23 protein-coding genes and 1 pseudogene are annotated in these 24327 nt (G+C 65.9%); 2 read left to right on the top strand and 22 right to left on the bottom strand.

Translation table 11 applies throughout. The features are described 5' to 3' along the window. The 12 genes and pseudogenes from BN3659_RS06365 to BN3659_RS06310 all read right to left on the bottom strand — a co-directional run. Window positions 1-287: pseudogene (locus tag BN3659_RS06365) on the bottom strand (THUMP-like domain-containing protein); the annotation flags it as partial. Beyond that, on the bottom strand, window positions 284-1765 hold the full coding sequence (locus BN3659_RS06360) for a ComEC/Rec2 family competence protein (protein ID WP_091535434.1): 1482 nt from the start codon (window positions 1763-1765) through the stop codon (window positions 284-286). The gene BN3659_RS06360 and the pseudogene BN3659_RS06365, both read right to left, overlap by 4 nt. Before the next feature lie 150 nt (window positions 1766-1915). Beyond that, window positions 1916-2338, bottom strand: coding sequence for a phage holin family protein (locus tag BN3659_RS06355; protein ID WP_091535432.1), 423 nt, complete (start codon window positions 2336-2338; stop codon window positions 1916-1918). Then, complete coding sequence (locus BN3659_RS06350; RefSeq protein WP_091535431.1) at window positions 2313-2786, bottom strand: DUF6712 family protein; 474 nt, start codon at window positions 2784-2786, stop codon at window positions 2313-2315. Before BN3659_RS06350 ends, BN3659_RS06355 begins: the two co-directional genes overlap by 26 nt. Window positions 2787-3000: 214 nt before the next feature. Beyond that, the gene (locus tag BN3659_RS06345) at window positions 3001-4221 is read right to left on the bottom strand and encodes a phage portal family protein (protein WP_091535440.1); all 1221 of its coding nucleotides are present in this window, start codon (window positions 4219-4221) and stop codon (window positions 3001-3003) included. A 155-nt stretch (window positions 4222-4376) separates the two neighbouring features. Then, on the bottom strand, window positions 4377-4796 hold the full coding sequence (locus BN3659_RS06340) for a hypothetical protein (protein WP_091535430.1): 420 nt from the start codon (window positions 4794-4796) through the stop codon (window positions 4377-4379). Window positions 4797-4801: 5 nt separating this feature from the next. Then, window positions 4802-5782 carry a hypothetical protein gene (locus BN3659_RS06335; protein ID WP_091535428.1) on the bottom strand — a complete coding sequence of 327 codons (981 nt, stop codon included), beginning with the start codon at window positions 5780-5782 and terminating at the stop codon, window positions 4802-4804. 453 nt (window positions 5783-6235) lie between these two features. Further along, window positions 6236-7882, bottom strand: a complete 1647-nt coding sequence (locus BN3659_RS06330; RefSeq protein ID WP_091535425.1) for an ATP-dependent Clp protease proteolytic subunit — start codon at window positions 7880-7882, stop codon at window positions 6236-6238. Between the two features lie 7 nt (window positions 7883-7889). Further along, window positions 7890-8150: a hypothetical protein gene (locus tag BN3659_RS06325; protein WP_091535424.1), complete on the bottom strand. Its 261-nt coding sequence runs from the start codon at window positions 8148-8150 to the stop codon at window positions 7890-7892. Continuing rightward, on the bottom strand, window positions 8147-10498 hold the full coding sequence (locus BN3659_RS06320; RefSeq protein ID WP_091535423.1) for a hypothetical protein: 2352 nt from the start codon (window positions 10496-10498) through the stop codon (window positions 8147-8149). Before BN3659_RS06320 ends, BN3659_RS06325 begins: the two co-directional genes overlap by 4 nt. After that, on the bottom strand, window positions 10489-11421 hold the full coding sequence (locus BN3659_RS06315) for a hypothetical protein (RefSeq protein WP_091535421.1): 933 nt from the start codon (window positions 11419-11421) through the stop codon (window positions 10489-10491). Before BN3659_RS06315 ends, BN3659_RS06320 begins: the two co-directional genes overlap by 10 nt. A gap of 13 nt (window positions 11422-11434) precedes the next feature. Continuing rightward, on the bottom strand, window positions 11435-11839 hold the full coding sequence (locus BN3659_RS06310) for a hypothetical protein (RefSeq protein WP_091535420.1): 405 nt from the start codon (window positions 11837-11839) through the stop codon (window positions 11435-11437). A gap of 548 nt (window positions 11840-12387) precedes the next feature. Between BN3659_RS06310 and BN3659_RS06305 the strand changes: the two genes are divergently transcribed. Beyond that, entirely contained in the window at window positions 12388-13206 is an 819-nt protein-coding gene (locus BN3659_RS06305) for an MqnA/MqnD/SBP family protein (protein WP_253181067.1), read from the top strand. 72 nt (window positions 13207-13278) lie between these two features. Next, window positions 13279-14262 carry a magnesium transporter CorA family protein gene (locus BN3659_RS06300; protein ID WP_091535419.1) on the top strand — a complete coding sequence of 328 codons (984 nt, stop codon included), beginning with the start codon at window positions 13279-13281 and terminating at the stop codon, window positions 14260-14262. Between the two features lie 573 nt (window positions 14263-14835). Here the strand turns inward: BN3659_RS06300 and BN3659_RS06295 are convergent. From BN3659_RS06295 to BN3659_RS06250, 10 genes are all read right to left on the bottom strand, one after another. Then, the gene (locus BN3659_RS06295) at window positions 14836-15045 is read right to left on the bottom strand and encodes a hypothetical protein (protein ID WP_091535417.1); all 210 of its coding nucleotides are present in this window, start codon (window positions 15043-15045) and stop codon (window positions 14836-14838) included. 254 nt (window positions 15046-15299) lie between these two features. Continuing rightward, the gene (locus BN3659_RS06290) at window positions 15300-15989 is read right to left on the bottom strand and encodes a hypothetical protein (protein ID WP_141682517.1); all 690 of its coding nucleotides are present in this window, start codon (window positions 15987-15989) and stop codon (window positions 15300-15302) included. Then, complete coding sequence (locus tag BN3659_RS06285; protein WP_091535437.1) at window positions 15964-16782, bottom strand: DUF4296 domain-containing protein; 819 nt, start codon at window positions 16780-16782, stop codon at window positions 15964-15966. The genes BN3659_RS06290 and BN3659_RS06285 overlap by 26 nt, the downstream gene beginning before the upstream one ends. A gap of 77 nt (window positions 16783-16859) precedes the next feature. After that, window positions 16860-18065, bottom strand: coding sequence for an ABC transporter permease (locus tag BN3659_RS06280; RefSeq protein ID WP_091535414.1), 1206 nt, complete (start codon window positions 18063-18065; stop codon window positions 16860-16862). A gap of 14 nt (window positions 18066-18079) precedes the next feature. Next, complete coding sequence (gene rbfA, locus BN3659_RS06275; RefSeq protein ID WP_091535436.1) at window positions 18080-18424, bottom strand: 30S ribosome-binding factor RbfA; 345 nt, start codon at window positions 18422-18424, stop codon at window positions 18080-18082. Between the two features lie 8 nt (window positions 18425-18432). Then, window positions 18433-19215, bottom strand: coding sequence for an outer membrane beta-barrel protein (locus tag BN3659_RS06270; RefSeq protein ID WP_091535413.1), 783 nt, complete (start codon window positions 19213-19215; stop codon window positions 18433-18435). Between the two features lie 480 nt (window positions 19216-19695). Further along, on the bottom strand, window positions 19696-21729 hold the full coding sequence (locus BN3659_RS06265; protein WP_091535412.1) for an Ig-like domain-containing domain: 2034 nt from the start codon (window positions 21727-21729) through the stop codon (window positions 19696-19698). Window positions 21730-21739: 10 nt separating this feature from the next. Further along, window positions 21740-22414 carry a hypothetical protein gene (locus tag BN3659_RS13155; protein ID WP_091535411.1) on the bottom strand — a complete coding sequence of 225 codons (675 nt, stop codon included), beginning with the start codon at window positions 22412-22414 and terminating at the stop codon, window positions 21740-21742. Continuing rightward, window positions 22411-22974 (bottom strand): 2-amino-4-hydroxy-6-hydroxymethyldihydropteridine diphosphokinase, encoded by a 564-nt coding sequence (gene folK, locus BN3659_RS06255; protein WP_091535410.1) that lies wholly within the window; start codon window positions 22972-22974, stop codon window positions 22411-22413. Before folK ends, BN3659_RS13155 begins: the two co-directional genes overlap by 4 nt. 3 nt (window positions 22975-22977) lie before the next feature. After that, window positions 22978-24123: a DNA polymerase III subunit gene (locus BN3659_RS06250; RefSeq protein WP_091535409.1), complete on the bottom strand. Its 1146-nt coding sequence runs from the start codon at window positions 24121-24123 to the stop codon at window positions 22978-22980. Window positions 24124-24327: the final 204 nt, after the last annotated feature.

Genomic DNA, 24327 nt, shown 5'->3' with positions numbered 1-24327 from the left:
CCGCACGTGAGGTCGAGCGCCGTATCGCCCCCGATCCGCTTGTGCGCGGCGCACGCCTCGCTCGACGCCTGCTCGAAGGCGCGGGGCGGCAGCAGGCAACGGGCCGCATGCCATGCGGGCAGCTTCGCGGCCGCCCGCCGGAGGTATTTCACCTGCGTGGCCACAGCGGCGGCGTGGGGGACGCGACTGTCGAGCGCGATCTGCACGGGATCGCGTCCGAGCTGCTCCTCCACCGTCCGTCCGCCTTCGGGCGATCGGAGCCATTCGAATGTTTCGCGGGTCATCATCGGCGCAAAGATACCTTTTTCTTCGGCTCCGCGCACCATGCGACGGCAGTAATCCCGATGAAAAGCAGGTAGACCGCGGCGGTCTGTCCGGCAGAGGGCTCCCACGCGAACGTCGCCCACGGCACGGCGGCGGCCCGTTCGACGAGGGCGTTCTGCCATGCGGCGGCCGTACCGATCACGAGGCGAAAGAGCGGCGCGGCGAAGGCCAGCGGCGCGATCATCCAGACGACCGAACCGAAAACCACCGTCGCGGCGAGCGGGACGACCACGGGGTTGACCGCGAGCCCCACCAGCGAGACATAGCCGAACGTGTGGGCGGCCAACGGCGCCGTAGCCACCGAGGCGGCCAACCCGACGACGAGCGTATCGACGAGCGCATTCAGCGGCCCGAAGCGGGTGCGGAGCAGGCGGCAGAGGGGCACGCTCCACGCGAGGATGGCCGCCACGGCCGCGAACGAGAGCTGGAAACTGAGGTCGAAGAGCCAGTCGGGATTCCAGACCAGCATCCCGAAAGCGGTCGCGGCCAGCACGTTGCCGCTCGCATAGACCGAGGCCGAAGCCAACGAGAATTGCAGAGCCGTGAACATCAGCGCGGCCCGCACGACGCTCGGCGAAAACCCCGCCGCCGCGGCATAGAGCCAGACGAGCGCTGCGGCGGCGCAACTGCGCCACAGATGGCCGTACCGCAGTGCGGGCAGCCATCCCAGCAACAGGTTCGCCACGAGGAAGACGATCCCCACATGCAACCCCGAGACGGCCAGCAGGTGCGCCGTGCCGCTGCGGGCATACGCTTCGCGCAACGGGCGCGACAATCCGGCCCGTTCGCCTGCGGCCATCGCCTCGCACAACGCCTGCGCGTCCCGCGCCCTGCCTGCATCGCGCAGCGCCTCCGCCAGCCCGAGCCGCCGGAGCCGTCCGACGGCGATCGCGTGCAGGGTCGAGCCCCGGGCCGGTTGGCGCCGCAACACCTGCCGCTCCGAGAGCCACATCGACCCCACGCATCCCCGCCGGCGCATCAGCTCGGCATAGGAGGGCAGCGAGGCGGGCAGATCGTCGAGACAGCCCGTCAGGACGAGCCGTTCGCCCGTGCGGAGCGCGAGCGTCGAGTCGGCATGCACCACCGCCCGGACCTTCGTTTCGCGCCAGCGACCCGTCGCGGGATCGCGCCACGCGGTGATCCGCCCTGTGCCGCCGCCCTCGACCGTAAGCGCGAAGCCCGTCCGCACGTCGCGCGGCAGCCGCTCGGGCGGCGTCTCGTGCAGTCCCCGCACGCCCCAGCCGAAGAGCAGCAGCGCCGCGACGGTGTAGACCGACGAACGGCGGACGAGCGCCGTCCCGCCGCAGAGCGCGAATCCCGCCCATACGAACAGCGCGGGCAGCGCATAACGGTCGGCCAGCACGATTCCCGCCGCGAAGGGCACGAAGGCCCGCAGCATCGGAAGCCGCCGGAGGCGGCGCGCGAGAACATGCAGCGACATCACCCTTCAAAGATAGGAAAAATAGCTCATTCGGGCGCATTTCCGACGCATAATGACCCGCAACGCACGATTCCCGCTTGCGGCCTGCGCCCCGCGCCGTGATCTTCGCCGCAGGAGCGGTCGGTCGGGAAACATCCGCATCCCGCGACATCACGGCTCCGCCTCGCGGTCGATGCGGCGGCGGACATAACGCTTGAGCCACCGGAAAATCGGGGCGTCGGAGAGCTGCGTGGCGTTTTCGAGGAACGACCACAGCTCCACGCCGCAGGTGAAACCCGTGAAGAGCCGCGCGATGTTGAGATGCAGGAAGCCCAGAATGCAGGAGTCGATCAGCCACGACATGGCGATGGCCGTTACGACCAGCGCGAGTTTCACCACCGTGCGCCACGCTTCGCGGCTTTCGAACCACCACGCGCGGCCGGCGCGCCGGGCTTCGGCCCGGCTTGCGGCCACGCCCGTGAGGAAGTCGATGCCGATGAATACCACGGCACAGGCCACGAGCGGTTCTATCGGGGCGAAAAGCCCCGCGGCGGCGGCGAAGGCGCCGCTAACGTATTTCGATATAGTTTCCATGTATCGTACAGGTTTTCAGAATATTCTCTTCCGGATCGTATTCCGGGAAACGCTCCGCGTTCTGCGCGAGATGTTCCGCGGCGAGGCGCACGAGCGTGCGGGCTTTCGTCCGCAGCGACTGCATGAGCCGCAGGCATTGGGCGTCGGTCGCGGGCTCGGCACCGTCGGGGTTCGGAGCCACGGTCCCGCACTGTCCCGAGTGCACGTCCAGCCGCGGCTGGACGAGGACGCGGGTCCACAGGGCGACGGGTGCCGCGAGGTACTCGGCCGTGAACTCCGCGTAGCCGCCCTCCGCGAGGCGCGCATGGAGCTTGCGTCCGACGACCGGCACGATGTAACGTCGTTCGGCCGCGGCGATGTCCGCCTCGGCAATGGCTTCGGGCGCGACGTATTCGCCCGTGCCGAAGGCCAGCGTTACGGCCTCGGCGGGTGTGATGAGTGTTTTCATAGGATCGGTTTTCAAAGGTGAATGATTCGCAGCATGCCGGATCTCGGACCGCAGCCGCATCCGCTCCGGCATTTCGGCGGCCCGAAGCGCAGCCGACCGGCTCCGAGCGGCCGGAGCGGAAGGCCGTGCGCAGCGGCGGACCGCCGGCGGGCGAGGCATACGCCCCCCGAGCGACACACCCGCCGCCGGACCTGCCGCCGATGCCGTGCGGCCGCTACCCGATGCTCTCGATGTCGTATTTCGTGATCTCGGAGAGAAACCGCTGCTGCCGTTCGTCCCGGGGATCGTAGTCGAGTCCGTCGGCCTTGCGGGCCTCCCAGACCTTCATATAGATGGGTTTGGAGCGTGTCGGCGGGCGGTTCACGATCTCAAGCGACGAGGTGTCGCAGCCCAGCACGTGCTCCGCGATGCGGCGTATGGGCTCCATCAGCTCGGCCTGTTCGCCGAGAATCAGGGTGTTGAGCGCCACCTCGTATTCGTGCAGGATGCGCTCGGCGCTGAATCCTCCGGCATAGTCCAGTCCGCTGAGGGTCCTGAACCACGAATGAGCCACCACGATGTCCGACACGGCCTGATCGTGGAGCGCCTTCCAGTCGCCCTCGTTCTGCGACGCGATCGGGATGAAGCGCGAATTGTCGTCGGCCGACCCCTCCTTGAGCACGAACATCACCTGCCCGGGATTGCCGGCGAATTTCCGTTCGGCCGTCCGCACGATCTCCTCGGCCTGCTCCTCGCTGTCCGCGGAGCTGTCGAGCATCATCACGCCCGAGAGCTGGAACGAATTGTCGAGCCGCGAAATATTCCAGCGGTCGGTCTTGTAGGCGATGGCCGAGACGTCGAACCCCGCGATGTAGGGCGGCACGCCGTAGTGTTCGAACATCGGCTCGTAGTCCTTGTAGTGGACCACGGAGCGCAGCGTGCCGTCGTCCTGCCGCTCGAAGGCGGGCCAGAGCGGCAGCGACAGCGCCTCGGCCGGGCGGAAGGCCGCCCAATCGGGGTGCAGCAGGATGTGGGCCGAGTCGCGGGCCACGCGGCAGCGCGATGCGTCCTGATGGAAGAGCGAGAGCGAAGGCGCCTCTTCGCACACCGCGACTTCGAGAAAGGCGTTCCCGAAGAGCGACTTGTCGAAAGCCAGCTTGTTGAGCAGCTGTCGGAGCGTCTCGCCCGAACCGTTGACGCGCTCGACGAAGGCCCTGAGCAGGGGCTCGCCCTCGTCGCAGACGATGCCTTTGCCCGAGATGTAGTCGGCCTTGTCGTTGATGATGCGGCGGTGCGTGGTCGAACGACGCGCCATCAGCGCCAGCGCCGCCGGAAAGAGGTTGTCGTCGCCCCAACGCCAGAAACGGTCGCTTTCGACGCGCCCCGCACCGAGCGTGAGATAGGGATCCGTGCGGTCGTTGCGCACGGCCGCCCTTCGTTTCGTGTCTTTATTCATGGTTTTTACGGTTTGTCTGCAAAAAATATCCGAGGTTTCTGCGATCCGGGAGGTGCGGGCGCCGTCCCGTGCGGCGGAGCGCAGGTCGCTGCGCGCACATTCCGCCGCCGGCACCTCGCCCCCGCCCCGCAAGAGCCGCAAGCCGAAGCGCCGCGTCAGGCTTCGTCCTGCCACAAGGCGGTCGTATCGTCGCTTTCGAAGCGGAGCGTCGCGGCATTTCCGTCGGCGGCGTGCGTTCCGCTCCCGAGCAGCAGCGAACGCAGCCGCAGAGGTTGTTCGAAGCCGAAACGCTCCGACCACCCCACGGTCAGCTCTTCGCCCGCCGCGGTTCTGACGACGGCCGTTACGCCCGCAGCGGCCATGCCGGCGGCGAGGGGCAGCAGCGCGGCCGCGGCTTCGCGCGGCATGACGAGCGTCAGCGTGTGGTGCACGCGCAGGATGCCGTCGTCCGAGACCACCTCCTCGACATACGACGAGCGCTGTTCGATCAGAGGCGTCTCGGGCCGCGGCGACCCGTCCACGGGGACGATCGCCGCGGCCTCGATGCCTCCGACGGGTTTTCTCATCGGTTCCATTCGGCTCAGACTTTCGCGGCGTAGGTTACGAGCGATTCGTCCAGAACGTCGCACCCCGCCATGAAGACGGCCCGCTGGCGGTTCTCCATCTGGTCGGGGTTGTACCACATGCGCACCTCGTTGCCCGGGAAATCGGCCGTGTTGACCGCAAGCACGAGGTTGCGGCGATCGGTCAGGACGGCGAACGACTTGTCGAGCGTGGCGCTCTGGGCGAGGTAGCTGCCCAGACGCACGTCCACCACCGGAATGCCGTGATAGGCCAGCTCCTTGCGGCCGGCCACGGCGTCGAGGTAGGCCGACTCGGTGCCGCGGCCGTCGAGATACTTCTCGTAGAGGTGATGGAGGTCCGACGTAACGAAGAATACGAGCCGGCCTTCGGCCTTGAGGTCCTGCACTTTGGCACTCGCATTCTCCCACAGGTTCTCGAAGATCCCCACGACGCCTTCGGGCTCGGCGAGCGCGGCCGCGTCGTAGAGATAGGACGAGATCGTGTCGCTCGCGGCGAAGGCCTTGATCGTTTTGAGGAATCCGTCGAAGGTGTTGAATCCCGACTCGGCCGACGTGTCGCCCACCCACATCGTAGCGCGGATGCCTTCGGCGATCGAACGTTTGAAAAGCGTGGTCTCGGCCTGTTCGAGTTCGGTGCCCGAGAGGTCGTCCATGTTGACGTCCGCACGCGAGGCGATCAGCTCGTAGACGAGCGAGAAGTAGTCGGCGGCCGAGAATCCCATTTCGGCCTTCACGCGGTTGAGGCGGATCGTCTTCTGGAGCTTGGTGGCTCCGGCGCCGCCCGACCAGCCTGCCGCGGTGTACTTCTGCAACACGTCGGGATTGCCCTCCCAGAGCTGCACCGTGGTCGGCACGGGCATGTTGTAGAGGATGCGGATGCCGAGCTCTTCGGCCGAGGGGCCGCTCAGCATGGGGCGGAAAAAGATGGTTTCGAGGTCCTGCCCCGTGTAGGTTTTTGCGTTTTCGAGGTAACTCATGGTGTCCGAATGTTTTTTATAGGGTTTGAAACGGTATGAAACGGTTCGTCCGGTCCCTTTCGGGCGGAGGACGATCAGAGGACGACGGCGGTTCGGCGCCGCGTCTCAAGGGCCGGCACGGCCCTCGGGCGAAAGGTTCTCCGCAGCGCGGGCGGAGAGAGCGAGGGGGGGGCTTCGGGCGAAAGGCGCCCCGGTCTGCGGGAGAGACGGCGCACGGTTCCCGGCCCCCGACGACGGGACGCGGACGGCGGAGCACGCCCCCGTGAGAGGCGGCCTCCGCTGCTGAGGCCGCGTCCCGCGGCTCCGAAATGCCGCGCCCCGAAGAAGAGCGACAGACTGCACGACCGGAGTGGCGGCGGGCGCCTCCGGCACGGCTCCGGAGCACCGCGCCCCGGCTGCGGACGCCTCTCTCCACGCCCTCCCGCAACGGACGCGGCATCGCGCTCCGGTCCGTCAGAACTTGGCGAAGCGCTTGGCGTCGCAGGCATAGGCCCGCTCGTTGGGCGTCCGGAACGTCTCGCGGACCGAAGGATCTTCCCGCGGCGCGACCCGCGTGGGCCCCACGCCCTTCTGCCCTTCGCGGGCCGCGACGAGCGATCGTGCGGTCCGCAGCACGGCATCGTCGTCGAAGTGCAGGATGTTGCGGTCCTCCCCGGGGTCGGGCAGTCCGGCAGAGGTGCGTGCCTGCGGAGCGTCCGCAGAACGGTCGGCAGACCCGATCGCGACAGAAACGTCCGCCGCGGAACCGGCCCGGAAACCGCCGCGGCGATCGACGCAGAGGCCGGCACCGGGATCGTCCGGCGAACCGCCGCGCAGACCGGCACGTGCCCCGGCGCCGGAATCCGTCCGCCGAAGCCGCTCCCGCCAGCGGCGCAGAAATCCGCCCAAAAACGAGGTACGCTCCGCCGGTTCCCGCTTCCCGGCCGGGCCGTTTTCCGCCGCCGGGGAGCAGATCGGCGTCCGACCGCAATCCGGTGTCCCGGACTCTCCGGAGCCCGTCCGTCCCGGCGCCGCACCCGGTGCGGAAGACTTTCGAGCCACGCACGTCCCGTCGGACGCCGATCCCCGTTCCCCCGACCGAATTTCGGACCGCCCCTTCACATCCGATTCCCGATCGGCTACCGGTCCTCCTTCAGCCGCCGCCGGCGTCGACCGTGCTCCGGAAACGTCCCCTCCGGCTCTCTTCGGTTCCGCCGCCACCGCTCCGCTCTCCGGCGACGACCTTTCGGGGCAGGCTTCTCCCGAGGCTTCGCGGTCCGCTGCGACCGGCCATGCCGCAGACCGAACGCCGGGATGCTCCGCAGAGACCGATTCCCGTCCGGCGGCCGGCAGCACGCTCTCCGCCGTTTCCGGCTCGGAACGCATCCGCACATCGGCCTCCCGTCCGGCGGCCGTCCGCTTCCCCGCCCGAAGCCCGGACCGCTGCACGGCGGCGCAGCCTTGCCCGGCAACGAGCCCGTTCTCCGCCCTCCGCGCCTCCACGGCGGAAGCCTCCTGCACGTCCGGCTCCCCGGCTGCGCCTCCGATCACGCGATCGGCCAGCCCCGCGGCCACGGCCTCCGCCGGTGCGAGCCAGCGGCCCGAGCCGTTGTTCTCGGCCATCAGGGCGACGAATTCGGCCTCCGGCCGCCCCGCACGAGCCGCATAGAGCGCAGCGAGACGCCGGTCGGTCTGACGCAGCAGATCGAGCCGCGCGGCCAGCTCCTCGGCATTGCCCTCGGTGGCGCACACGGCATTGTGGATGAGGTACAGAGCGTTGGCCGAGATTTCGCGGCATCCCTCGGAGGCGGCCTGCGCGACGAGCGTCGCCGCCGAAGCCGTGTAGCCGTAGCAGCGGGTCGTGATGCGGGCCGGAAGCGACGCGAGCGCCTCGTAGATCAGCAGCGCGTCGTTCACGTCGCCGCCCGTCGACCGGATGTTGACCACCACGTCGGCGGCCTCGACGGCGCCGATGCGCCGCACCGCGTCGCAGAACGCTTCGTAGGTGGCCACCCGCTCGGCGGGATCGTCGAACTGCCACGCTTCGGGCACTCCGATCGTGCCCTCGATGTCGATCGTGCAGACCTCCGCACGATTCCGGATTCGGATGTTGTGGTACATGTCTTCTTCAGTTTTTCGGTTTGTAATAGATGATGTTCCTCACTTTGGAATAGGAGCAGCCGAAGCGGATCGCCGCAGCCTCCATCGCCTCGCAGCGTCCCGTCCCCCGCCTCACCAGACGCTCCACCTCGGCGCGGATCGCCGCACGCCCGCAGGCGCAGGCGTCTACGGCCCCCAGCTCGAAGAGCCGTTCGAACGCCGCGACCCGCCCGAGCCCTTCGGTCTCGGAGAGCAGAAACCGCAGGAGTTCCTTGCGTCGCGCAGTCATAGGCGGTCGTGGGGCAGAAGGGTGAAGGTGCAGCGGGCCGCAGCGGCCTCGGGATCATAGCGTTCGATGCGGCGGAGCGTGGCGCGCACGACCCCCTCGTCCGTGCCGATGCGGAACGTGCTCCGCAGGTCGGGCGCCGCTCCGGCCGGCGCGAAGAGCGTCTCGAACTCATGGGGCTCGATCCGCAACGTCAGCGTTACGTGCCGCCGCTGGGCGAGAACCGCCTCCTCGCGGTCGTAGAAACGGTGGAGCCCCTGCTGTCCGTCGCGGTCTTCGAAGCAGAGCGAGAACCCTTCGAGCGAGTCGTCGCCCGCGAAGTGGAACGCCGCCAGCGGATACTCCCCGCCGCCCGAGGGATCGTCCCACCGCTCGCCTTCGGGCAGGGGCCGCATCCCGCACCAGCGCAGAATGCGGGGCGTGAAGTTCACGCCGTCGTTCTGCGCGTCGTCGCGGTCGCCCACCTGCGGCAGCAGGGCCGAGGGGGCGCCCGCGTAACCTCCCGCGGCGTTCACCGTCGGGCTGAAGAGCGGACTGGTCCGCCTTTCGTCGCCCGGGATGCAGGCCGCCGATCCGCACTCCGAGCGCCACGACCCGAACGGCAGCCCGTCCCCGTCTGCGAGCCGTGCGGAAGCGCCGTCGCCCGCAAGGTACCCGTAGGTGCGGCTCTCGTGCGCCTCAAGCGCCGCATCGGTCCATACGACGGGTTCCGACCGATCCGTGCGGTCGCTCCAGTCGGCCTCGCGGCTCTCGTCCCAGAATGTCGCGTCGGGCTCGATGCGGACCGTCCGCGTCGCTTCGTCGGTGAAGAAGCGCAGGTCGAAGAGATGCTGCACGGCCTCGATGAGCTCGATCTGACGCATGTCGTGGCGGCAGATGTCGGCCGTCGTGAGGCTCGCCCCATAGGCCGGAGCGGCCGAAAAGAGCGGACGCACCGAACATTCCCTGCAGAGCGTCAGGCGCATACCCTCTTCGGCCCCATAGAAAAAGATCGTGTTGAAATACTTGGGCGCCGAGGGTCCCGCCTCGGCGGCGGGCGTGCGGAGCGTGAGCTCCACGGTCGTCCGGCCCGTCTCCCCGATGTGGCCGTCGTACAACGCCCAATCGCCCGTCCACGCCTGCCAGACGCTCCCCTCGCGGACATAGAGCTCCGGCGACGAAAAGACCCCCGACGCCGGAGTCGTTACGACGGCGCTGCGGCCCGTGAAATCGGCCCAGTGGCTCGACGCGACCCCGTCGGCGGTGTAGAGCAGGCGGTACTGCCCCTCGGCCGAACCGTCGAAGACGACCGCGCGGTAGGCGGTGCGGGGCTGCAACGCCCCGCGCCGGTCGGTGTAGCGGTTGGGCAGACGGAACACCAGATTGCCGCCCGTGCCGAGGTTGAGCGAGTCGAAGCCCGCGAGCCGGTCGCGGCTGCGGATGCGGTGGTCGGTGGTATAGCGCAGCCGGTATTCGAACCCCACGCTCACGGTCGAGACGGGCCGGTAGACGATCCGGAGGTCGTCGTAGCCGAAACAGTTACCGTTGTTGTAGGGATCGGTCCGCACCACCCCCTCCTCGTCCTCGGAGAGCGGCGTGGCCGTCTCGACGATGTTGCCCACGACGTTCCCCTCGCCGTAGGGCGTGGCGTAGACGCGACCGAGCGCATCGGCCGCGGCAGTCGCGGTCGTCAGCCGCACGGCGCGGAATCCCATGCGTTTTTCGGCGGCGGCCGTGTCGCGCGCCGCATAGGCGCCGCTCATGTAGAGCGACCGGAAAAAGGCACCCTCCATGAACCGGCTCTCGACCGTGTAGCCCGCCCCGGCGAAGATCGCCCGCAGCAGGGCGTCGATTTGCAGAAAGGGGTGGTAGTCGTCGGGGGTGAGTATCCGGAACGCAGGTTGCAGATCCGACGGATCGTTCTGCGGCTCGTAGCCGTCGCGCAGGACGGGCAGGAACTTCACGGGGCCCTCGCCGCGCCATCCGGCGCTGATCTGCGAAGGGGTCAACAGACCCGAATAGCCGAGATCCACGGCATCGAACGGCCGGCGGGCGGCCTGCTCGGCCCACGATGCGGCGGCGCCTGCGATCTCCACCGCGAACCCTTCGGTCGAAGTGCCGAGGAGCCGGAGCGCACCCGCGTGGAGCCGTGCGCCGTCGTGCCGGAGCTCGGCACGGTGCGCCGTGCGGTTGAACGAAGGGAATCCCGTGCGGAAGAGCGCGTCGTTGACGGCGCTTCGGGGCAGAAGCAGTTTCACGGCGACCCCCTCGCGCAGCTCGGAGGGCGAGCGGAGCCGGTCGGCATCGTAGCCGAGCGCGATGCGCGTACCGGCCTCAAGGTCGCAGACGACGTTATCGACGATCAGTTGCATGGCATTCGGATTTGCAGTTCGAGGTTGCGGAGCGTTCCGTGGCGCCGGATGCCGGCCGCATCGGTCATCGGTTCGACGGGGGTATACGCGCCCTCCGCGACGAGCCACACCTGCGGCGAGGAGAGGATGCCCGCGAGCGCCGCAAGCATCTGCGCCGGTTCGTAGGCCGAGAGCAGCGTGAGCAGCCGCCACGAGCGTACATCCCCCGCGACGCAGCCCGTCTCGGTTTGCAGGCGCGTCCGCTGCGTCTCGACGCGCTCCTCCTTCACCACGGGGAAGGTGTAGTGTTCGAGCGATCCCGCGCTGCTGCGCCACGCCAGCCGGCAGCCATCCCCGAACGGAGCCGCGATCTGACAGACGACACGCGAAAAACGGTCGAACTGCACGGTCAGGATGTCGGCCTCGGGAAAGTCCGCCGTATCGAGCCGGAAGAGGACGAGCCCTGCGCGGGAAGCCGTGTAGCCGGTCGCTACGGTCTCGCCGTCGCGGAAAGCCTCGACGGTCGCCGTCGCGGGCGTGTCGGTCAGCAGGGTGAACTCTTCGCACGCTCCGCGGACGACGAGCCGCTGCCGCGGCACGGTGGTGAGCAGGGCCGGCGCCGCGACGGCCGTGTCGCGCGGCAGGAAGTTGCGGGCGGGGGTGCGTATGCCGTCGATCTCGACGACGGCCGGCACGGTGCGGTCCCACGGGACGACGAATCCCGTCGCCCCCGGTTCGGGCCGGAACGAGACGCGCCGCCGCAGATAGGGTGCGGCGTCGAACGTACCCGCGGAGAGGTCGCAAAACCGCTTCGCCCCGACAGGCGCTTCGAGGTTGAGATCGACCACGGAGAGATCGAAGGTGCGGGGCGCCGCATCCGAAAAGGCGTAGACGAGCGGCCCGCCGAGCGGTGCGTAATCGGACGGAGTCTGGGTGAATTGCATGGCGGAAAGCGTATTAAAACCACGTAACGATGCGGGCCGAAGCCGTTTGCGAGAGTTCGCCGTGCGGCGTGAGGGTGAAGGCCGAGGGACGGATTTCGAGCGCTTCGACGGCGATCACCTTTTCGTCCTGCGACAGTTCGGAGAAGAGACCGAGCAGGTCGTCTTCGAGGGCGGCGAAGGCTTCGCTGCGGGCTTCGGGCGAAAGTCCGGCGCCCTTGCACAGCAGTCGGAGCGTGAGATCGTAGACGGCGCGTCCGTGCGTGCGGCCTTCGACCGAGCGGAGCGCGAGGGGCTGGAGCAGAGCGGCGGGATAGGTGCGGACGACGGCGGGCTGCGCCTCCTGCCCGAGGGCATGGAACGCATACCCGCGTTCGGCCGCGAGCCTCTCCGCCGCACATTCGAGATGAGTGCGGTTCATTGTCGGTAAACGGTTTGATAAGGGCGATCGCACACGATCGATGCACCGGACGTTCCGGCCGTGTTTTCCGGACCGGACCGCTCGTCTTGCGCAGCGGTTTTCCGTCCCGGCATTCTTCGGCGGGACACCTCCTGCGCCCGAGGCGCCGCCACGGCCGACCGCCGCGGCTTTCGGCCGTGGCGGCGGGTCCGCGCCCCGATCCGTTCCGCCGGCGGGCGCATCGCCGGACCGCCGGACCGGAAACGGAACCCGTCCCGGAATTCACCTTTCGGCAGAATACTTCGGTCGCGCCGCACCGCCGAAACGACGCAGCCGGCTGTGGGTGCAAAAAAAGTGGATAATCGCGTTGATAAAATGTTGATAACTCGGAATAACCATTCGTAAAATACAGATAACAAAATATTTTACGAATGTCGATAACTCCTGCGCCGTGCACTGCGCCGTGTCGATCGACGGGACAAATATAGCATCCGCAATACCCCCTTGTCAAGAGGCGGACGCATTTTTTCCGAAAAAAATGGAAAAAACGGAACCGCCGCACCGTTAAAATGACTACTTTTGCCGGAGACAACCAATGCTCTTATACCGTATGGATGATGGTCACAGTTCCACGTATAGCCGTTGCGCCGTCGCTCGACGCAGCGCCCTTCATCTATGGTATCCGGTGTGCGGCTGACCTGCGCTCCGGTCTGACGCTCTCATCCCCGGCCGAAACCGTCCGTTCGTTCCGCGAAGGCGCCGCCGATCTGGCGCTCGTACCCTCCTCGTGCGTGCCGTCGCTGCCCGACGCAGAGCTCGCAACGGAATACTGCATCGGCTCGTCGGGGGCCTCGGGCAGCGCCCTGCTCGCAGGCGGGGTGCCCCCCGCCGAAGCCCGCCGCATCTTCTTCGATCCCGAAGCCCCCGCGGAGGCCCGGCTCGCCGCCTACCTCTGCGAACGCCACTGGCGCACGACACCCGAGTTCATCGCGTGCCCCGATCCCGCATCGGCCGACACCGGCTGCGCGGGCGACCTCTCGCTGCTCGCGGGCGAACGGGCGCTCTGCGCCGCCGGCCGCTGCGCCGTCGTGTGCGACCTCGGCGCGGAGTGGAGCCGCACCACGCGCCAGCCGTTCGTCTTCGCCGTCTGGGTCGCCCGCAAAGGAGCGGACAAGGCACGGACCGAAGCGCTGCAACGGGCCTTGACGTTCGGCCTCGAACACGCCTACGAAACGGTGCTCGACGGAGGCTGGGCCGACAAGCCATACGACGCCTACGGGCACCTCACGCGCCAAACAGACTACATTTTCGATCTTCAGAAACATAAAGCACTCCAGAAATTTTGGGACTCGGGCATCAAGGTGTCCCCGAGAGCCAATCCCGGCTGAAGAGGTTAGCGGGCCCTCCGGTCCGCCGCACCTCCTGCCGAGATTCCATACACCAAAAAACCGGAGCGATTTATGATTACGATTTATCTCAAACAATACAACAAGATCATCCGCAATGCCGACACGGCCCTTTTCGACGAGCTGGGCTACGACGACATTCTGTGGATCGACATGCTGCTGCCCTCAATCAAGGAGCAGAAAGCCGTCGAGAACTTCATGGAGATCAGCCTCCAGACCCGCCAGCAGGTCGAGGAGATCGAGTCGACCTCGAAGTATTCCGAGACGGAGAACGCCATCATCTCCAACTCCAATTTCTTCGTCCCCACGGGCGAGAGCTTCATCGTCGAACCCGTCTCGTTCATCATTTCGAACGAAGGCGTGCTGGTCTCGGTGCGGAGCGCCGAATTCCGCACCTTCAAGGAGACCGAAAAACGGCTTCAGATGAACTACCGCAGCTACTCCACGGGCTACCACGTCTTCATCACGCTGCTCGAAGTGCGCATCGACTTCGACGCCGACCTCGTGGAGCTGATCGCCAAGCAGGTCGCGGCCCTCTCGAAGGACATCAACTCCGAAGACTCGATCGACAAAGCCGTGCTGCACCGCATCAGCGCCTTGCAGGAGAGCACCATGTCGCTGCGCGAAAACATCTTCGACCGTCAGCGCGTGCTGTCGGGCATCCTGCGCTCGGAGCGCTTTCCGAACGACATCTATCCCCGTCTGCAACTGATGATCAAGGACGTCAACTCGCTCATCAATCACGCCGACTTCTCGTTCCAGCGTCTGGACTACATTCAGGATGCGGCGCTGGGCCTGATCAACATCGAGCAGAACGAGATCGTCAAGATCTTCTCGGTGGCGGCCGTGATCTTCATGCCCGCGACGCTCATCGCCAGCATGTACGGCATGAACTTCAAATACATGCCCGAACTCGACTGGACGGTCCGGCTCGCCAACGGCATGGTCATCCCGATGGGCTACCTCTTCGCCATCGGGCTGATGCTGCTCTGCTCGGGCCTCACGATCTGGTTCTTCAAGTACAAAAAGTGGCTGTAAGCCCGCCGAAGCGGAAGAGGGGGGGGGAGGGCAGGAAAGAGACTTTCCGACAGGCTCCGAAAGTTGGAAACCGCCCTTGCCGGAACCGGTCCCGGCAAGGGCGGAACCGTTCGCCGCAGATGCGCCGGACAGCCCCCTCCGCACAGCCAGACACCTTTTCCAACGTTCGGTCTGCCGCACATACGGTCCTGCGGGTTCATCCGCTACGACTTCATGTCCCGTGCACGCAACCACCTTCATGCCGGAACCGAAAACAGCTTCGGCCTGCCTGCATCCGATACGTCCCCACACGAAGCCGGTCGTAACGGGATAATTCACCGTATGTCCGTCGCCGCCACAACTATTGCATACACATAGACCTCGCGGCCTAATAATTCCCGATCCGACCTCGAATATCCGCTTGTCGCAGGACAGAATCCGCCCTTAAGCGCGTGCGACACATCCCGACGGAAGCACCCTCTCACGGGACAATCGTTGTTGTACGGCGCCCATTGCATCCTTTCCGCATGCAAAATACCCGGATCGAACGCCTCCGTCGGAATGCCTCCGGGCATATCGATTCTTACAGCGGCGTCATGGCCGGTCTCCCTTCCCGTCCGCCTGAAAGCGAGCCAAAGCCGCCCGCGCCGATTCGACGCTTACATGATCCGGACCGACAGCATCCGACACCATCGGCTCTTCGACGGGCAGAATCCCGTCGCGGGCGCAGCCGCCGCACAGGACAACGCCGGATAACAGCGAGGCGGCAACCGCAACCTTCAAAACTCCGTGAATCTTCTGCATGAAACAGTAGTTTTACAACGTTTATCCGGACAGCTTTCGCCGTCTCTGTCCACGAAGCAGAGAACACGCAAGATCACTCCGAATCCCTGCCGTATTTTCGTCTGAAATGACCCATAAGACCTCGATACATCATGGAAGATACCCGTCGCAAACAGCATCGCAGCGGCTCAGGCGCAGATTGCAAGCAAGAGGGAATACGCCGGAATCAGGACACACGACAGCGGATGGAACGCTCCGAAACGCGACGGGTGCGATCAAAGAATCCGGCGGATCGCAGAGGCCGGCGTAAGGGCCAGCCGTTCGTAGTCGAGCCCCCGAAGCAGGCAGAGCCCGCATCGTTTCCCGGCTTCGACCGTGCCGGCATCCCGTCCGATGCCGAGCGCCAGCGCCCCGTTCCGCGTCGCCCAACCGATCAATTCGTGCAACGGGACGCCCCGAACCGAGGCCAGCACCCCGAGCATCGAACCGAGCGGATCCGGCGACGCCGGATCCGCCCCGAGGCAAACGGTCGTCTGCGCGGCTCGTCCCGTTCCGACCAGACGGTCGTAGTCGGCTGCCGAGCGCACACACAGAAAATTCCTCCGGGCATGCTGCGCCGCACCGTCCGCAGAAGCAGCAGCACCGACCGGCTCCGGCCCGACGACCGACACAGAATCGCCGCCCGAAGCGCCGGACTGCATCGGCACCGCCGTTCCCCCGCCGAGGCTCGGACGACCGTTCCCCCCGGCTGCCCCGGCCGCCGCGGCAGCATCGCCCGAAGCACCCGCATCGACGAAAGCGGGGGTCAGGATGCCCGCGTAGAACTCCGTGCAAGCGGAGCGGTCGGGCTCCGCGCAGACCTCGACCCGCTCGATCCGGCCGTCGCCGCCGACCGTTACGAGCGGATGGCGCACGAACCCTTCCGGCGTCCAGAGCAGATTAGAGGCTATCTTTCGGCTCTGCATGGCGGAAAAACTCCTCGGCGAAGATCCGTATATCGAGCTGGCGGAGATAGAAACTGTCGACGGCCGCCTCCGCAGGGGGCGTGTATTCGATCTTCAGATCGCGGATCGTTACCGACGGCCGTTTGCGCTCGCGGGTGAAGTTGGCGAGATTCACCACGAGCCGGCGCATCGACGTATCGGCCGTCAGATTCCGCGTAAAAGTCTCTTCCGTGCCGCGGCGCATGTAGAACGTATAGACGTTGCGCCGCGAACCGTCCGGCAGCTCCGTCCAGACGCCTCCGCGCAGGCCGCGGTTCCGGTCGAGGCTGTCCACCAGATAACGCGCCGAAACGCGGTATTCGCCCGCACGGATGCTGTCGAGCGTGATGCAAAGACGCGACGAGTCCTTCAGCCGTTTCATCGTGAGGAGCGAGTCGGCGTAGATCGTGCGCATGAGGGCGCGCCGCGAAGCGTTGGCGATCGTGTCGAGCACGGCGACCTCGCGTTCGTAATAGGTTCCCTCGGCATCGAGCATGCCGATGGCGGCTTCGACCACGTCGCTCAGGCGGGCGCTCTTGCGTTTCGAGAAGTTGCCGACGGTGTACTCCACGTCTTCGGCCGAATAGCCGTACCGCTCGAATATCGGCTCGTAGATCCGCAGCGAATCGGTCCGGATGCCCTGCTCGCCGACATAGGCATTCGCCAGAAACGCATCGCGGAAGATCATCGCAAGTTTGTCGTCGGGTATGATCTTGTGGTGTGAACAGGCTGCCGCGAGCAGCAGCGACAGGAAAAACAGCGTTCGCTTCGTCATATCGGTTCTGTCGTTTAGGATCGGTTTTCGTCCCGGCGGCCGGCCGCGCAAAATCCGGACGTCCCGGTCGGGAACGGTCATTTTTCGTTTCTAATCATGCTGTGCACCGTGAGGTGCGTAACCGCCGCGGCGACGGCGGCAAACGCCGCCAGCACCGCCGCCAGATCGGCCATGCGGAGTTCCACGGGATAGCTCTTCGTGAGGAACGAATCGGCCGGAATCTCGATGAGGCCGAAACGCTGCTGCACGAGGACGGCCCCCACGCCCACGACGACTCCCGCCGCCGCGCCGAGCCCGGCGACATACCACCCCTCCCAGCGGAAAAGCGACCGCACGAGCGGCACCCCCGCGCCGAGCGCGCCGAGCGTGCGGATGTCGTCCCGCTTGTCGGTGATGAGCATAGCGAGCGCCCCCACCACCGAGAACGAAGCGATCGCGAGCACCAGCAGCGAGATGAAGAAGATGCCCCACTTCTCATACTTCATGACGGCATAGAACGAAGCGTTGCGCTCGGCCCGCGTCGTAACGCGAAAACGGTCGCCGGCAGCCTGCGCCACCGCTTTGCCGACCCGTGCCGGGTCGTCCCCGCCGCCGATGCGCACGAGCAGCGCCGAAGCGCGGTCCGGCCGCGTGAAGAGCTCCTGCGCGAGCCGGAGCGAGGTCAGCACGTAACGCCGCTCCGTGTCGAGATCGAGCGTGTAGACCCCCGCTGCGGCGGCCCTGCGCTTCGTGTAGCTTTGAAACGGCAGCAGCGACGAGAAGCCGCCCCGGCGCAGCCCGTACAGCTCCACGTCGGCATCCGCCAGCGAGCGGATGCCCAGTTCCTGCGCCATCGCCCGTCCCACGACCAGCCGGTCGAGGTCGCCCAGCCGCACCCGGTATTCGCCTGCGGCGATCGCCGCGGCGATGGGGAACACCTCGGCATAGCGGTCGTCCGCGCCGCGTACCGTGGCCGCGGCCTGCCGCCCCTTGCGTTCGAGCAGCGCCCCCTGCTCCAGCACGAACGCGAAAGCTTCGACACCCGCCGTCCGGGCCACCGCCGCCGTATCCAGCTCGGCGACGGGAAAGGTCTGTCCCTCGGCGGGTTCGACCGTCAGATCGGCCTCGAAGGCCGACCCCGTCGCCTTCACGAGCGTCTCGAAGCCGTTGAACACCGACAGCAGCACGATCATCGCCGCCACGGGCATGGCGACCGCGACCGCGCTCAAACCCGCGATCAGGTTGATGACCGAACGCGATTTGGGCGAGAAAAGATAGCGTCGTGCGACGAAACGTGCGAACATCGGCCTCGGGCGGTTTATTTATCCTCCTTCATCGCCTGTTCGAGGTGCTCGATGTATTCGAGCGAATCGTCGAGGAAGAACTGTATTTCGGGCACGCTCTTGAGCTGGTCCTTGATGCGGCGCCCCAGCTCGCGGCGTATGAACCGGTTCTGCTTGTCGAGCACGGCCATCGTCTCGGGCGCCTTGTCGAAGGGGAAGATGCTGACATAGATCTTCGCATAGTTGAAGTCGGGCGACACCCGCACCTCCGTAACGGTAACGAGCGTCCCGCGCAGCAGGTCGCGCCCCTCCTTCTGGAAGATGTCGGCGATGTCGCGCTGTATCTGTCTGGCGATCTTGGGTTGTCGTGTCGTTTCCATGGTATGTCTCAATCTAAACTGTAATTGAATGTCTCCTGATTTTTCTGCCGCTTCGGACGCGGCGTCTTCCACTCGTCGAACCCCTCGCGGTTGAAGCGGTAGGCCACGCCGACGCTGAAGTTGAGGTTGTCGAGCGGCGAGCGCAGCGGCGTGCGGTAGAACGGGTTTTCGGGACCGTCGTCCATGTTGCCCGAATATTTGTTGCGGTTGCGCACGATGTCGCCGAAACCGAAGTAGTAGCGCACGCGCACCATCGCTTCGAAACGGCCGATGAGCACCGCCACGCCGCCTCCGCCCGCCAGACCGTATCCCCAGCGGTTGTCGCGCGCGACCTTGAAGCCGTAGTCGCCCGACACGCCGTCGATCTCGTTCGCGTAGGTCGAACCGAAGTGGTAGGAGAAGGTCGCGGCCGCTTCGAGGAAGACGCGCACGCGGTGCCGGATGTAGAAATGAGGCTGCCAGACGACGGGCAGCACCAGCGAATTGAGCTCGCGCGTGTAATACAGATAGTCGGCCTCGTTCTCGGTGGTCGAGGCGTAGGGGGCGAACGAAAAACCCTGACGCATCAGGATGAGGTCTGCGCCGAAGCCGCCGATGAAGCGCTGCGGTCCGTAGTAGCGCCACGTGATGCCGGCGTTGTATCCGCCCCAGAGGGGTTTGGTCTCCTGCTTGGGGTAGAAACGCGCCGTGGACATGCCGAAGCCGCCCGTCAGGCCCAGCGTGTGCTGTGCCGCGGCGGTCGCGGCCGAGAACAGCAGCAGAGTCGTAATGATCGTAGTTATCCGTTTCATCGTAAGTTCTGTTTTTGCAGGCGCTTTCCCTCCGGACGATCTTCGAGCGGCACCCGGATCGCACTCGGCCGGACGAAAACATCATTTCATTTCTTCTCCCGCGTCCCTCGCCGAAAGTTCCGCCATCGCCGCGCCCGTGCCGGCGATTCGCCGCCGCTTCATGCGGCGGAGCGCGCCCGCCCGGAGACTTCCGCACCCGTCCCGCCGCCGGCACCGAACGGGGCTTCCGACCGCAACCGGCAGCCGTTTGCCTCGAACGGCCGTTTCCCCGCCCCGGCGATTCCCGGGCAAGACCCGGACCGCACCCGGCTTATCGAAAACGTTCTGCGTATCTTGTACGTTTCCCCGCCCCGGCGATTCCCGAGCAAGACCCGGGTCGCACCCGGCTTATCGAAAACGTTCTGCGTATCTTGTACGTTTTCTCGCCTCGGCGATTCCCGAGCAAAGCTCGGATCGCACTCGGCTTATCGAAAACGTTCGTTACATCATGCCGCTGCCCATGTTGCGCATGCTGCCCATGGCACCGCCGAAGCCGAAGCCGCCGCCGGTGTTCTGGTTCTCGTTGCGATTCTTGGGCCCCTCTTTCAGCAGACGTTCGGCCTCCTTGCGCAATCGCTGCTGTTCGCGCTCGTCGAGAAGGCGGACGAGCGACTCCATCGTTACCGGAGCGAACAGTTCGTTCATGTCCATCGTTACCTCGAACTCCCAGTTGGTCTTGGTAACGAAGATCTCTTCGCCGTCGGCGTTGCGGTAGAGCTCGGCGCGTTCGGGCTGGCGGCGTTCGACGACATTGCCCGTGTCCCACCGTCCGTTGCCGTTCATGTCTTCGATGACGCGCAGCTGAATATCGCCCGCCGGCACGTAGTTGAACTGCACGAGACCCCGCGTTACGTCGCGGCGCTCCTGTTTGAGCGCGCCGCTGCCGTCGAGCAGCTGGATGATGTATTTGGCACTGTCGGTCTTGGGGATCACGTCGATCTTCACCACGGCGAACTTCTCGGGGTCCATCACCGTGTATTTCCCCACGAGCGAGTCGTTCGACATCCCCGCCACATCCCGGAGCGCTCCCTCGGGAATCGTCAGCGTATAGCCGCCGCCGAGCTTCCACGGCGCTTCGATGCGCCATTTGTGCAGGTCGGCCGTATCGCGCACGAAGCGCATGGGAATATCCGTAACGTTGTTCTCCTCGTCGGTGTGCGTGAGGAGCATCGCCGCCGAATCGACCTGCACGAGAGGATAGTCGAACTCTGCGGTGAGGTGCTCTTCGGGGTTGACCTCGCCCGTAAGGGAGAGTTTGAAGGCGAACGGATTCTTCTCCTTGGGCGGCACATACTCCTCGCCGGCCTCTTCGGCCTTGCGGCGCTCGCGCTCGCGGCGTTCGCGCTCCTTCTCCTGCTCCTTGGTTTCGACGAGATGCCACTCCAGCTTGAGCGGCTCCGTTACGGATTGCAGCGTATTGGTGGTGTCGTGCTTGAAATAGGTGATCGACCCCTTGATCGTATCGGGCAGCTCGGCCGACGGCACGTCGAACCACAGCGCCAGCGTGTCGCGGCCTTCGGTCAGCGGCTCCACGATCACGCGCTCCGGAGGGATGCTGTCGAAGCGCAGCTCCTCGATCCGGGGATGCGCCGCATTGAAGTAGAGCATCGCCTTGTGCTGCTGGGGCCGGGTGCTCTGCGAGAGCATCTGACGGCGGAACGCACGGTCGGTGAACATCCGGAAGTAGAGCTGGGGTTCGGCCGTCGGATACTGGCGGATCGAATCGTACCAGATGGCGAAGTCGGGCTGCTCGGCCGGATTGTAGGTGCCTTCGAGGAACCCCACCTGATCGACCGACGGATCGTACATCTGGTTGTCGTTGCGGTCCTCCACGGCATAGACGCGGTAGGGCACGGGCTTGAGGTTCTGCGCGATGAAAATGCCGTTGTTCTCGGCGCGCGCGATCGCCTGAGGCTGGTACTTGAAGAGCGTGGAGTCGTACTCGGCGACGTTCTCCACCGAATCGGCCGCGAAGAACCAGATGAAGGTCTTCGAAACCGAATCGGCCTTGTAGCTGTCGGCCGTATAGCCCGACATGAGCATCGAGTCGATCTCGTCGCCCGTCGAGAAGACATAGCGCATCGCGTTGAGCGGATTGCCCTCGTTGTTGTCGCGGATCGCGCTGCCGAAATTGAGCGCATAGGTCGTATTGGGCCGCAACGTGTCGCGGAGCTGGACGACCACGCCCCGGCCCCGGATCGAGAGGACCGGTTTCTTCTTCATGGCCGGCGAGGTGAAGAACTCCTTCTGCTGGTCCTTGAGCTGCACGAATTCGTCGAACTCGATGTAGATCTTGCTCCCGTCCTTCATCCGCGTGGTGAAATTGTCGGGCGTCATGGCCGTGATGACGGGCGGAAGCGTGTCCTTCGGGCCGCCCGTGGGGGTGAGTATGCTCGCGCAGCGGACCACGAACGCCGGCAGAAAAAGCAGCGCGACGCACAGACGGAGCAACTGTATGATTCGTTTCTTCTGCATAATCCGTGTCTTATTCGGTCTCGGACCCGTCGGGCGCGACCGGAGTCTCCGGTTGCTGTCCGCCGGGCGCATCGGGGTCGGACGTCCCGGGAACGTCCGGCGTATCGGGCGTATCGGGCGTCTCCGGGCTGTCCGGCGTATCCGGCGTTTCGGGCGTTTCGGGCTCGCTCGGGACGTAGAAGTCGTTGAACATCCACCACTCGCCGTCCTTGTAGAAATTCGTCTCCTTCCACGGCCGGAAAGCCACCGAGATCATGTAGGGCGAGACGTTCTCGCTGAACGCCTGCTGCCGGTAGGCATAGAGCCGGTTCTCGGTGTCTACCGCCACGATCATCGCCGACGGAAGCAGGATGTGCATCTGCACCCAGTTCGCCGACGCGGGAATGGTGTCCACGGGCGGGTAGGGTTCGGCGACGGCCAGTGCGTCCGAACGTTTCTGCGCCGGAGCGTAGCGCATGGTGAGAATGCCTTCGAGCGCATCCTCGTACGAGGCCACGGTCCACTGCATCGTATCGGCGGCGAAGGCATAGGCCCGGATCTGCGGCAGGCTCTCCATGTCGCCTCCGTTCTCCTGCTGCACGTAGGGGCGCAGCACGTACATCGTGTCGTATCCCACGGTCTTCGAGCAGCCCCAGACGATCGCCGCGGCCGCCAGCAATGCGGTCAGTCTCTTCGCTCCGTTCATGATTCGTTCTGTTTTCGGCCGCCGCCGTCCCGCCTCGGACCCGCGTCCGGACCGACGGCGGCGCGGCGTTTTTTGAGTTCGTCAAGCATCTCGGCGGCGCTTCGGCCGGTTACGGGATGACGTTTCGTTCGCAGAATTTCGCACAACGGCTGCAACACGAACTCCCGCTCGGCGATGAGCGGATGCGGCACCTGCAACCGTTCGGTCGAGATCACCTCGTCGCCGTAGAAGAGGATGTCGATGTCGATCTTCCGCGACGAGTAGCGCTCGCCCGTGCGTTCGCGGTCGCGCGCCTCGGCCCCGCGGTCGCGGCCCAGTTCGCACTCGATCCTCTGCAAGGCGTCGAGCACCTGCTCGGGCGCGAGGTCGGTCGAGACCTCCATCACCTGATTCGAAAAGGGCGCGGCCCCCCCGGCTCCGAAACCCCAAGGAGCGGTCTCGTAGCGGTGCGAACAGCGCAGGACGGCGCCCACACGCTCGTTGATGAGCTGCTGGGCGCTCTGCAAGCGCGACTTCACGTCGCCGATATTTCCTCCGGTCAGAATCACTACACGCGGCATAAGCTACATACGTTTAATCATTTTGCTCACCGAGAGCGCGAAATGGGTGAATACGATGGTCGGATTGCCGTTCTGCGAGATTTGTGCCATGGCCGACTCGATCTCGGCGACGAGCGGCTCGATGTTCTCCGACCCGACATAGGGTGCGAACTTCGAACAGAAGGCCAGCTCGGCACCCCAGAGATAGCCGATGCGCCCCAAACCCGCATGGAGCATGTAGCTCTCGCGCAGCAGACGGGCCGCATCGACGAGAAACCCCCGCTGCTGCTCGCGCGGCAGTTGCGCGGCCTCCTCGGCCCAGCCGATCAGTTCGAGGTGTTTGTCGTTATAGCTCAGACGCATCAGCGAACAGAACAAGTCGAAATGCTCCCTGCGGCCACCTTCGTCCTCTCCGGCGAGCAGACGCTCCAGCTCCAGCAGGTCGCCCGAGGCGAGACGCGCGAGCGTGCGGGCCTGCAGCGGATCGGCGACGCCCCGCCCGGCGGCGGCCCGCTCCAGCACGTCGGGCGCGAGACGCGGCACGGCGACCTCCTGCGTGCGCGACAGGATCGTGGGCAGCAGCAGGTCCGGACGCACCGAAACCAGCAGGAAGAGCGTCCGCTCCCACGGCTCTTCGAGGATCTTGAGGATCTTGTTGGCCGCCTCCTCGTTCATCGTCTCGGGCAGCCAGACGAGCATCGTCTTGTAATCGGCTTCGTAAGGCTTGTACGAGAGCTTGCGGACGATCTCGTCCGCCTCGCGCGCCGTAATCATGCCCCGCAGGGTCTTGCCCAGATCGAGTCGGTCGTACCAGTCCTGAGGCGAGAACCATCCCCGCCGCTCGGCGAACAGACCGCGGAATTGGGGCAGGAACTCGTCGCTGCGCACCGCCTCGCCCGACTTCTTGCCCTGTCTGTTCACGGGGAACACCAGATGCAGGTCGGGGTGTTCGAGCGCCGCGATCTGGCGGCAGTCGGGGCATTCGCCGCACGAATCGCCGTCGCGGCGATGGCGGCAGTTGAGGTACTGCACATAGGCCACGGCCAGCGGCAGCGTGCCCGCGCCGGCTGCGCCGCTGAAAAGCTGCGCATGGCTCACGCGGCCCGCGTCGAGCGACTGCACCAGCCGCCGCTTCAGGTCTTCCTGTCCTATAATATCCGCAAATCGCATCGTCGTCTATTTTCCCAATGCCGCCGCCCGCGCTCCCCGGCCGTTCCAGCGAGCTCCGCGGCTCTCGTTCATCTCCTTTTTCTCCGTTTCGCCGCCGTCTGCCGCAGCTCGGTGCGTTCCGGCAGGACGCTGCCGCCACGCACAGCATCCGCTGCCGCCACGGCGCCGTCCGCGGCGAATGCCGCGAAGCGCGCGCAATACCGC

This window comes from Alistipes sp. CHKCI003, assembly GCF_900021155.1.
In the GTDB taxonomy this organism is placed as follows: domain Bacteria; phylum Bacteroidota; class Bacteroidia; order Bacteroidales; family Rikenellaceae; genus Alistipes; species Alistipes excrementavium.
The sequence above is the reverse complement of the archived record's forward strand: the minus strand, read 5'-3'. Positions and strand labels throughout refer to the sequence as shown.